The 338-nt window shown below is 45.9% G+C and carries 1 protein-coding gene; it reads left to right on the top strand.

The features are described 5' to 3' along the window. The coding region (locus F1E73_RS17485) for a reverse transcriptase domain-containing protein (RefSeq protein ID WP_262714313.1) at positions 1-338 on the top strand (338 nt) is incomplete at both ends.

Raw genomic sequence — 338 nt, 5'->3', positions numbered from 1 at the left:
TACAGTTACGTCGTCGATCTGGACTTGGAAAAGTTCTTCGATACCGTAAACCACAGCCAGTTAATCGAAATACTCTCACGCAGTATACACGATGGTAGGGTAATCTCTTTAATACATAAATACCTGAACGCAGGTATCCAAATTGGTAGAAACTACGAATCCAGTCACCTCGGCGTACCGCAAGGCGGACCATTGAGTCCACTATTGAGTAACATTATGCTGAACGAACTGGACAAGGAGCTAGAGAAAAGAGGTCATCCGTTCGTTCGCTACGCCGACGATGCGATGGTTTTCTGTAAAAGCCAACGAGGAGCAGAACGGGTAATGGGTAACCTTGT

It is taken from the genome of Arenibacter lacus (genome assembly GCF_008711145.1).
Classification (GTDB): Bacteria; Bacteroidota; Bacteroidia; order Flavobacteriales; family Flavobacteriaceae; genus Arenibacter; species Arenibacter amylolyticus.
Note: the sequence above shows the minus strand (reverse complement) of the source record. Positions and strands in the feature narration are given on the sequence as shown.